The organism is Alistipes sp. CHKCI003, assembly GCF_900021155.1.
Classification (GTDB): domain Bacteria; phylum Bacteroidota; class Bacteroidia; order Bacteroidales; family Rikenellaceae; genus Alistipes; species Alistipes excrementavium.
Window position 1 is genome coordinate 1 of the sequence record NZ_FCNT01000063.1, and the last position, 10,142, is coordinate 10,142.

At 60.3% G+C, this 10,142-nt stretch carries 7 protein-coding genes; 6 read left to right on the plus strand and 1 reads right to left on the minus strand.

The window, feature by feature from the left end:
- Window positions 1–672: 672 nt before the first annotated feature.
- The 6 genes from BN3659_RS08865 to BN3659_RS08895 all read left to right on the plus strand — a co-directional run bounded on the left by BN3659_RS08865 (window position 673) and on the right by BN3659_RS08895 (window position 7,036).
- On the plus strand, window positions 673–1,563 hold the full coding sequence (locus BN3659_RS08865; RefSeq protein WP_091536312.1) for a HEPN domain-containing protein: 891 nt from the start codon (window positions 673–675) through the stop codon (window positions 1,561–1,563).
- Between the two features lie 27 nt (window positions 1,564–1,590).
- A complete protein-coding gene (locus BN3659_RS08870; RefSeq protein WP_091536314.1) occupies window positions 1,591–2,181 on the plus strand; it encodes an ORF6N domain-containing protein in 591 nt (196 codons plus the stop codon).
- A 21-nt stretch (window positions 2,182–2,202) separates the two neighbouring features.
- Window positions 2,203–2,766 carry an ORF6N domain-containing protein gene (locus BN3659_RS08875; protein WP_091536316.1) on the plus strand — a complete coding sequence of 188 codons (564 nt, stop codon included), beginning with the start codon at window positions 2,203–2,205 and terminating at the stop codon, window positions 2,764–2,766.
- A 720-nt stretch (window positions 2,767–3,486) separates the two neighbouring features.
- Window positions 3,487–4,452, plus strand: coding sequence for a long-chain-fatty-acid--protein ligase (locus tag BN3659_RS08880; RefSeq protein WP_091536318.1), 966 nt, complete (start codon window positions 3,487–3,489; stop codon window positions 4,450–4,452).
- A gap of 519 nt (window positions 4,453–4,971) precedes the next feature.
- Window positions 4,972–6,054 carry a Stealth CR1 domain-containing protein gene (locus BN3659_RS08890; RefSeq protein ID WP_091536321.1) on the plus strand — a complete coding sequence of 361 codons (1,083 nt, stop codon included), beginning with the start codon at window positions 4,972–4,974 and terminating at the stop codon, window positions 6,052–6,054.
- The gene (locus tag BN3659_RS08895; protein ID WP_091536323.1) at window positions 6,044–7,036 is read left to right on the plus strand and encodes a glycosyltransferase family 2 protein; all 993 of its coding nucleotides are present in this window, start codon (window positions 6,044–6,046) and stop codon (window positions 7,034–7,036) included. Before BN3659_RS08890 ends, BN3659_RS08895 begins: the two co-directional genes overlap by 11 nt.
- A gap of 1,163 nt (window positions 7,037–8,199) precedes the next feature.
- Here BN3659_RS08895 and BN3659_RS08900 read toward each other — a convergent pair.
- On the minus strand, window positions 8,200–10,142 hold a 1,943-nt coding region (locus BN3659_RS08900; RefSeq protein ID WP_091536324.1), incomplete at its 5' end, for an ATP-dependent Clp protease ATP-binding subunit.

The following is a 10,142-nucleotide window of genomic DNA, read 5'->3' on the forward strand; positions in this document are numbered from 1 at the left end:
TCGATTGATCCTCGGGTGAACCATACGATAGAAAAAACGGGTGCGGAACCGTCGAGGGATAAATCGGTGACGCAACGTCGACGTGAAGAATTCATTTGTCCCGCACCCGGAGCGTTTGCAATGCCGCAGCCGATACGACTTGCCGCCCGCGCATACCGATTCCGCCTGCCGGCGGTCGTTCGGCGGGTGCAATCCGTATGATGTAATGTATTCGGCAAATGGCGGCGCATAACGGTTTCGGGTTAGTGGATGATGCGCCCGCAGAAAATAAAAAAGGGGGGCGCGGTGTCAGCCCCTCATTGCAGGTCTTGGGAACCTTAATCTGGAAGCTGTCCTGCGCCCCTGTCGTGTCCCGCAAAAAATATGCGGGACATAACAAGGACTGACAACATTTATACCCAGATTAAACAACCTCCGAAGAGGGGCCCAAGTTTGCAATGAGGTATAAAGAGTTGTTTACCCTTTATGATTATGTCCGTCGGCTATGCCGAGTTATGATAATTCCTTAAAGTTTGCATGGTAATTGCCTTTTCAGTTTGTTCTCGGACAACCTATGTTGCCCCGGTTCAACGAAACTGCCTTTAAGGAATCGTAAGGCAAATATACGAAGAAAATCGAATCTAACGCAATCCGGCCGTGTGTTTTTGGAAAAATCTTGCTAATTTTGTGGGTATGAAGCAATCCATTGATTTTCTACCCGAACGCAAACAGCGGGATTTACGCGAACTGGTCGGACTGATCCGCGATGAAGTAAAGGATGTCGTAATGATTATTCTGTACGGCAGCTATGCCCGAAACACCTATGTCGAACTGGATATACAGCGAGATTTCGGCGGCGGCGAAATCCAATTTATGAGCGATTACGATATTCTGGTCGTTACGCAAAGGCGGTTAGGGTCGAAAGAATCAACGGTGGACAGTCGCATCAAAGACCGCTTTTTACGGTGTAAAGGAAAGTTTCAGACCTATCCGCAGATTATCAATGAAAGCATTTCCAAATTCAATAACGCGCTTTCCGAGGGCCGTTATTTCTATGTCGATATTTTGACGCAAGGGGTTATGCTTTACGATTCGGGGGAATGTCAGTTAGCCACACCGCGCGAGTTGAATTATTCCGAAATTCTGAAAATGGCGAAAGAATACTATAATGGGAAACTAAATCGGGCTGTAAGCCATTATGAGTATTTTCAATTAGATTATTCAAAAGAAAGATATACTTATAGCACATACAATCTTCATCAGGTCGTTGAACATCTTTTAAAAGCGATTCCGTTGGTATTTATTCTATACGGGCACAAAGAGCATGTTCTGAAATTCTTGATTGAAAAGTGCAAGGCTTACACATTGGAATTGGCAAAGGTGTTTCCATTAGATACCGAAGAAGAAAAACGCCATTTCGAATTGCTCGAACGCTCCTATATCGAAGCCCGCTATAACGACAAATTCGTTGTTCCGAAGGAGGTTGTAGACGCACTTGTCCCAAAAGTGAATTTATTATTTAATATCGTAGAAGAGGTTTGCCGAAAACAATTCGACTACTACAAACAGCAAATCGAGAAATAAAACACCCTACCTGCCAGCCCCGACCCGATGGAAGAACTCACTACGATCCAGAGCAAAATCTACGAAATCCGCGGCCAGCGCGTAATGCTCGACTTCGACCTTGCGGCGCTTTACCAAGTGGAAACGCGCGTTTTGAAACAGGCCGTCCGCCGAAATATCGAACGATTCCCGTCGGATTTCATGTTCGAACTGACCGCAGACGAGTTTAACTCTTTGAAAGACAGTTTGAGATCACAATTTGTGATCTCAAACAAAGGAGGTATAAGGTATATGCCGTTTGCCTTTACCGAACAAGGTGTAGCCATGCTTTCCAGTGTATTAAAGAGTGCCGCCGCTATTCAAACGAATATCGCCATTATGCGTGCTTTCGTGGCAATGCGCAACTACATCATGACTACTTCGACCATCACGGCCGAGCTGTCCGAAATCCGGGCGAAGCTGGCTCTGCTGGAGCGGGCGGACGAGGATAATGCCGAGGCGGTGAACGATCTTTCGGAAGACATGCGCAAGGAGCTGGACAACATCTACGAAGCCATCGCGGCCCTGTCGGTCAAAGTTCCCGAGGCCCGCAAAAAGCCCCGGCCAATCGGGTTCAAACTCCCGAAGGAAGAGAAATAACCGTTCATTTTGCCCGACCCAATGGAAGAACTCACTACGATCCAAAGCAAAATCTATGAAATCCGCGGTCAGCGCGTGATGCTCGACCGCGATTTGGCCGAACTTTACGGCGTTACGACCGGCAACCTGAATAAAGCTGTAAAGCGAAATATCGAACGTTTTCCGGAACGGTTCATGTTTCAACTGACAGAACAGGAATTTTTGATATTCCAAAATGGAACATCAAGTTGGGGCGGCACACGTAAACGTCCTTATGCTTTCACCGAGCAGGGAGTATCCATGCTTTCAGCTGTTTTACGCAGTCCGACGGCGATACAAATCAGCATCCGGATTATGGATGCCTTCGTGGCCATGCGCAATTACATTATGACTACTTCGACCATCACGGCCGAGCTGTCCGAAATCCGGGCGAAGCTGGCTCTGCTGGAGCGGGCGGACGAGGATAATGCCGAGGCGGTGAACGATCTTTCGGAAGACATGCGCAGGGAGCTGGACAACATCTACGAAGCCATCGCGGCCCTGTCGGTCAAAGTTCCCGAGGCCCGCAAAAAGCCCCGGCCAATCGGGTTCAGGAAATCAGAGTAAACAGAGCCATGACCCAAAAGCGGGCGATACAACCGTTCGAAGAACGCAAAGGGACGACGAGGCGGGCAAGTGGTACTTTCGATTCTTGATATTATCGCCGTACTTACCGACAGCGTAAACCCGACGGCTATCTTGATAAGATGCGCAGGCGCAACGAAACGCCGGCCTCTTTCGTGGGGACAAATTGTCCCTATGCAGCTATGCAAACCCCACCACCGAGCGGATCACGACCCACGCCCCGACGGGCTTTCGACGCACAGCGCATCGAAGCCCTTGCGCATATCCGTCGGCATACGGCTCTGGCAATAAGCCTCCGAATCCCCTGAAGAGCACATCCCCTCCCCTTCTCGAAAAACTGACGGAACCCGCACCATGCGGCAAGTCGGGAATCGGGTGCCGCAGTCGGGATGCGCAGCCTCCGTTCGGATAGCACAACTCACAGAGGCTTCCGATGTTTGCCGGCGGTGCGATGCCCACGGAATGCCTGCATAAATGAGCCGCCGCCACCACGGAGCGGTTTGGCCCGTGTATTCGTTTCCGCCCCCGACTTATCCGCGCCTTCGACGCCGTGTTTGCGTCCCGGACGCTCCGCCACGACAAGAACGAACGGGATTCGTTTTTGCCCCCGACTCGTTCGCATCCTCGGCTTCGTCCCGGATCCTCCGCCCCGGCAATACGAATAAAATTCGTTTTGCGCCCGACTTTTCGTATCTTTGTACCATGATTCGCGAAGAGATGCTGTTCCGCATCGCGGACGACCGGACTTTCGAACAGGCGGCGCTGGAGACATTCCGTTTCCAATCGGAGCGGTGCGCCCCCTACCGCGAATACCTCGGTCTTATCGGCTGCGACCCGAGGCAGGTACAGAGCGTCGACGACATCCCGTTTCTGCCTATCGGCGTCTTCAAGTGGCGCGAGGTCTACTGCGGCGAGGAACGGCCCGAGATCGTCTTCACGTCGAGCGCAACCACGGGCATGACCCCGTCGCGCCATCCGATGCGGTCGCTGGCCCTCTACGAGGAGGCGTTCCGCACGGCTTTCAGGCTCTTTTACGGCGAGCCCCGCCGGCTGAGTCTCTATGCTCTGCTGCCCAACTACCTCGAACGCGAGGGATCGTCGCTGGTCTACATGGCCGACCGTCTGATCGCCGACTGCGGCTCGGGCGGGTTCTATCTGCACGACTACGACCGGCTGCTCCGGGACATGGCCGCAGACCCCAAACCGAAGATCCTGCTGGGCGTGAGCTACGCCCTCTGGGAGCTGGCCGAACGCTATGCTCCGAAACTGGAACATACGGTCGTCATGGAGACGGGCGGCATGAAGGGCCGCCGCGAAGAGCTGCCCAAAGAGGAGTTTCACCGCATCCTGTGCGACGCCTTCGGCACGGAGGCGATCCACTCCGAATACGGCATGGCCGAACTCACGTCGCAGGCCTACTCCCGGGGCGGCGGTATCTTCCGTACGCCGCCGTGGATGCGGGTCTTCGTGCGCGACGTCAACGATCCGTTCGATCTGCACCCGGCAGGCGGCCGCGGCGGGATCGACATCGTGGACCTCGCGAACCGCTATTCGTGCGCTTTTATCCAGACCGAGGACATAGGGCGCCTTCTGTCCGACGGATCCTTCTCGATCGAAGGGCGCATCGACCACAGCGAAATCCGCGGATGCAACCTGCTGATCCAATAGTCGTTCACCCGTTTCCGGGGGGGGGCAACGGCGAACGGGCGGCGGGAAAAGGCGCCGCGAAACGATGATGCACGAACCGCGGCCGGACGGAAAGGACGAGAGACGCCATACGCAGCCGGACGGAAGAAGTCGGACCGGGCACCGGAACAGCCGAGACGGCATGCGGCCGACCGGAAAGACCGGAGACCAACATAAGCAGCCGGCGGGAAAAGGCGCCGTGGAACGGATCCGCAGGAACCGTAATCATCCCAAGACAGGGGGGGGGAATCCGGAGAAAACAGCCGCCGAAAAGATCGGACGCAGCTCCCGAAGCCGAAACGGACGCTTATCCGCCGGGGGAGGGCCGTTCCGCTCGGACGACGGATGCAAAACGCCCCTGAGCGAAAACAACGAAGCAGGCGGACGGGAACGGATCCGGCAAGCCGAAACCGGGGTATCCGCCGGGCGGAAGCGCTCGGCAGGCCGCACGACGGCGGCCGCTTTCCGCCTCGCGGACCCCCCGCATCATAAGACAGGATTATGAAGAGTGAAACCATAGCGCCGACCGACTTCGTCATCCCGTGGGTCGACGGCGACGACCCCGGCTGGAGGCAAGCATTCGCCGCCGCACGCCGCGCCGCGAACGGGTGCGACAGCGGGAACAGAAGCAAAAGCGGAAACGAGAGCGAGGGCGGAAACGGAAACGAGAACAGGAACGCAAGCAACGAAGACGCCTCGGAAATCCGCTACCGCGACTGGCGCACGCTGCGATACTGGTTCCGCGGCGTGGAGCGTTTCGCGCCGTGGGTACGCCGCATCCACTTCATCACGTGGGGGCATCTGCCCGCATGGCTCGACACGGCCCATCCGAAACTCCACGTGGTGAACCACGCGGAGTACATGCCGGCGGAGTATCTGCCGACGTTCAACTCGAACACCATCGAACTGAACATCGCCCGCATCGAGGGGCTCGCCGAACGGTTCGTACTCTTCAACGACGACACCTTTCTGCTGCGGGACACGCCTCCCGAATATTTTTTCCGCCGCGGCGTACCGTGCGACATGGCGCGTCTGAGCGTCGTGCGGCCTTCGTCGGTGGGGCATATCGTCTACAACGACCTCGAACTCATCAATGCGGCATACCGCCAGCGCGACGTTCTGCGCCGCCACCCGGGCAAATGGTTCTCGCCCCGGTACGGCGCGGGCAACCTCCTGAAAAGCCTCACGCTCGCACCGTGGTCGTTCTTCACGGGCATCTTCGACCCCCACATGCCTCAGCCCTATCTGCGCCGCTCGTTCGAACGGGCGTGGGAGCGATGGGGCCCGCAGCTCGATGCCTCGTGCCGCAACACCTTCCGCTCGCTCACCGATCTCTCGCACTGGCTCGTCCGCTACGACGCGCTCTGCCGCGGCGAATTCGCACCCCGCGGCTTCGGCGACAGCGCGCTGATGACGCTCGGCGACGAGACGATCGAAGCGATCTCGGAAGAGATACGCACCCGCCGCCACCGGATGATCTGCCTCAACGACAACGCCTCGATCGCCGACTTCGACGCGCTGAGCCGCCGCCTCGCCGCGGCGTTCGAAGCCGTCTTACCCGAAAAATCCGCCTATGAACGCTGACACGCCCATTCTGATTTCGGTCCTCGTTCCCGTCTACGGCGTGGAGCGATGGATCGGCGACTGCGCCCGCTCGCTCTTCTCGCAGACGATGTGGGAAGGTATCGAATTCATCTTCGTGGACGACGCCTCGCCCGACGCGAGCATCGAAATCCTCGGAAAAGCGCTGGCCGAATATCCGGCCCGCGTGGCGCAGACCCGCCTGCTGCACCACCCCGAAAACCGCGGACTGGCCGCCGCACGGCGCACGGCGATCGAGGCGGCCCGCGGCAAATGGCTGCTCCATGCGGACAGCGACGACATCGTGATGCCATCGGCCGCACTCGAACTGCTCGCCGAAGCGGAGAAGCACCCCGAGGCAGACCTCGTTTTCGGCGGCTACTTCGCCTCGGAGGACCCGGCGCATGCCTCCGCAGGGCGCCGGCTCGACTTCCTGCCGCCCCGCTGGTCGCGGGAGCGATGGCTCGGGGTGCTTCTCGCGCAGAGCCACCGCATCGCCAACCGCACATGGGGCCTCCTGATCCGCAGGTCGCTCTGCACGCAGCACAACATCTACCCGGTCGAAGGCATCGATTTCGCCGAGGACTATGCCGTCGTGCCGCGCCTGATGCATGCGGCCCGCGGAATCGCCGCGGTGCGCCGGCCGCTCTACGGCTACCGCGCGGCCCGCGACGGCTCCTACATGCGGCGGCTCGACGCCCGCGCCGCCGCGCAATACGTCGCGGCCAACCGCGTCGTTACGGACTACCTGAAAGGGCAGCCCGACTACGACCGTTACCGGGAGAACGTGATTCTCGGGCGGCTCAACATCGAAAAATGGATCCTCAAACGAGGGCTCCCGCCCGAGGAGTACGACGCCCGGCTCTTCTACGACGGCGACCGCCCCCGCCGCATGCTCCACCGCTTCTACGCCGCAGCCATCGAGAGCGGGACGCCGCTGCTGGCCCGCATAGCCGGTCTGGCCGCCAACTTCCGCCTCCGATAGGGGCCGCGGCAGGCGGGCGCGAAGCCGGACCGGACGCAGGCAGGGATGTCCGGCCCGCGGAACGGGATCATCCCGCAGACCGGAGCGTGCGGCGAACTCCGGACCGTTCGGGCCGGACAGGAGCCGAGGCTCGGGACGAGCCCGAGAACGGGAACGGACGAATTGCGCCCTGCGCCGCAAAGCCGAACCACGCCGGATCCCTGCCGACGTAAGAACCCACGCGGCCGGACTTCCGCCGCCGCCCCCCCTCCCGGAGGCCGCACGTGTCGGCGCCCGTGTCGTCCACCGCACGGGCAGGATCGGATCGTCGGCATTGCAGGCCCCTGCCGGTCCGAAAGCCGCTCGGACCGGCAGGGACACCGAACCGGGATATGTTTGGGCCGCGCCCAGCCCTCTTCGGGTTCCGACCGTCGGAAGTCGGCCGACAGAAGAGGTGCGGGCAGCGACAAGAAAGGCAAAAAAGGGAAATCCTGCGGCCACACGCTCCCGGGTAGGCGGTGCGACACCGAACCGTCCGATTCACGGCACGGAAAAAATGCGAGGTCGCAGTATGCCCTCTTCGCCTCTCGCACGGTTTCTTCCGAAGCAGTGCAATCCCCAAGCCGTACGACGCGCGGTTGTCGCCCCAGCTTCTTCGCCGGCGAAAGTCCCCGCAAAGTCTCCGGCGAAAACGAACGGGACCTCTTCGTTCGCCGAACGCCGGGCCGAACACATCACGGGCACATCACGGAACGGGAACGGACGAAGGCCGGCGACAGCGGAGCAACGACAGGGACACGGCGGTAAAACGATAGGGCAGCGGAGAAACAGCAGAACGGCGACAGGGAGACGACAGGACAGCAGCGGAAAAACAACGGAACGGCGACAGGGAGACGACAGGACGCCGGCAGAGAAACAGCAGGGACACGGCGGGGAAACGACAGGACAGCAGCGGAAAAACAGCAGGGACACGGCGGGGAAACGACAGGACAGCAGCGGAAAAACAGCGGAACGGCGGCAGGGAGACGACAGGACAGCAGCAGAGAAACAGCGGAGCGGCGGCGGAACGACGGCCGCACTCACCGACGAAAAAAGAGGGGACCGTTCGATTCCGGTCCCCTCCCCCGTCGCCGCCCGGCGGAGGGCGATCGCCCGCATCCCCGCTCTCGGGGTGCCGCCGGCCGTCAATTCACGAAGGTCAGCCCCTCCTTGTCCGCGTCGATGCGGATCGGCTTTTCGCGGTTCACGTCTCCCGCGAGGATCCGCTTCGAAAGGTCGTTGACGATGTATCGCTGAATCGTCCGCTTCACGGGACGCGCGCCGTAGAGCGGATCGTAACCCGCCGCCGCGATCCACTCGCGGGCCGCCGGCGTGCAGTCGAGCTCGATGCCGTTCTCGCGCAGCATCCGCCGCACGATGCCGAGCTGGATGTCCACGATGCGTTCGATGTCCCGCTTCGTGAGCGGCTCGAACATCACGATCTCGTCGATCCGGTTCAGGAACTCGGGCTTGAGCTGCTGTTTCAGAAGGTCGATCACCTCCTGCCGCGTCTTCTCGACCACCTCGGGCGCGATCTTCCCGCCCGAGAAAGCCTGTGCGAAATGTTCCTGTATGATCTGCGACCCCATGTTCGAGGTCATGATGACGATCGTATTGCGGAAATCCACCGTGCGGCCCTTGTTATCGGTGAGCCGTCCGTCGTCCAACACCTGCAACAGGATGTTGAAGACGTCGGGATGGGCCTTCTCGATCTCGTCGAGCAGCACCACCGAGTAGGGTTTGCGACGCACGGCCTCCGTGAGCTGTCCGCCCTCGTCGTAGCCGACGTATCCCGGAGGCGCGCCCACCAGACGCGAGACGCTGTGGCGCTCCTGATACTCGCTCATGTCGATACGGGTCAGCATCGAATCGTCGTTGAAGAGAAATTCGGCGAGCGCCTTCGCCAGCTCGGTCTTGCCCACGCCCGTGGTGCCGAGGAAGATGAACGACCCGATCGGCTTGCGGGGATCGCTCAGCCCGGCGCGCGAACGGCGCACGGCGTCGGAAATGGCCGCAATGGCCTGATCCTGCCCCACGACGCGCTTGTGCAGCTCGTCCTCCATGTGCAGCAGTTTCTCGCGCTCCGAGGCGAGCATCCGCTGCACGGGAATGCCCGTCCAACGCGAGACGACCTCGGCGACGTCCTCGGCGTCGACCTCCTCCTTGATCATCGCGTCGCCCGACGCCGTGAGGCGGAACTCCTCCTGCAAGGCCGCGATGCGCTTCTCGGCCTCCTGAATGCGCCCGTAGCGGATCTCGGCCACGCGGCCGTAGTCGCCCTGACGCTCGGCCTGATCGGCCTCGATCCTGAAGCGTTCGATCGCATCCTTCTCGGTCTGGATCTTCCGGAGCAGATCGCGCTGGCTCTGCCACTTGGCACGCATGCCGGCGTCTTTCGACCTGAGCTCCTCGATCTCCTTGTCGAGCTGCGCGAGCCGCTCCCCGTCGTTCTCGCGGCGGATCGCTTCGCGCTCGATTTCGAGCTGCCGCACGCGGCGGTCGAGCGTATCGATCTCCTCGGGCACGGAGTTCATCTCCAGCCTGAGACGCGAGGCCGCCTCGTCGACGAGGTCGATCGCCTTGTCGGGCAGGAAGCGCGACGTGATGTAGCGCGTCGAGAGCTCGACGGCCGCCACGATCGCCTCGTCCTTGATCCGCACCTGATGGTGGTTTTCGTAACGCTCCTTCAACCCGCGCAGGATCGACACGGCGTCCTCCTGCGTCGGTTCGTCGACCATCACCTTCTGGAAACGGCGTTCGAGCGCCTTGTCCTGCTCGAAGTATTTCTGGAACTCGTCGAGCGTCGTGGCGCCGATGGTCCGCAGTTCGCCGCGGGCCAGCGCCGGCTTGAGGATGTTGGCGGCATCCATCGCCCCCGACGACTTGCCTGCGCCGACGAGCGTATGGATCTCGTCGATGAAGAGCAGAATGTCGCCCTCGGTGGCCGTAACCTCCTGCACGACCGCTTTCAGACGCTCCTCGAACTCGCCCTGATACTTCGCGCCGGCGATCAGCGCACCCATGTCGAGCGAGTAGATCACCTTCGACTTCAGGTTCTCGGGCACGTCGCCGTCCACGATCCGGCGGG

Bases quoted from the DNA above. Each gene is read 5' to 3' on its own strand.
- BN3659_RS08865 (WP_091536312.1), top strand. From the start codon at position 673: ATGAAGCAATCCATTGATTTTCTACCCGAACGCAAACAGCGGGATTTA.
- BN3659_RS08870 (WP_091536314.1), top strand. From the start codon at position 1,591: ATGGAAGAACTCACTACGATCCAGAGCAAAATCTACGAAATCCGCGGC.
- BN3659_RS08875 (WP_091536316.1), top strand. From the start codon at position 2,203: ATGGAAGAACTCACTACGATCCAAAGCAAAATCTATGAAATCCGCGGT.
- BN3659_RS08880 (WP_091536318.1), top strand. From the start codon at position 3,487: ATGATTCGCGAAGAGATGCTGTTCCGCATCGCGGACGACCGGACTTTC.
- BN3659_RS08890 (WP_091536321.1), top strand. From the start codon at position 4,972: ATGAAGAGTGAAACCATAGCGCCGACCGACTTCGTCATCCCGTGGGTC.
- BN3659_RS08895 (WP_091536323.1), top strand. From the start codon at position 6,044: ATGAACGCTGACACGCCCATTCTGATTTCGGTCCTCGTTCCCGTCTAC.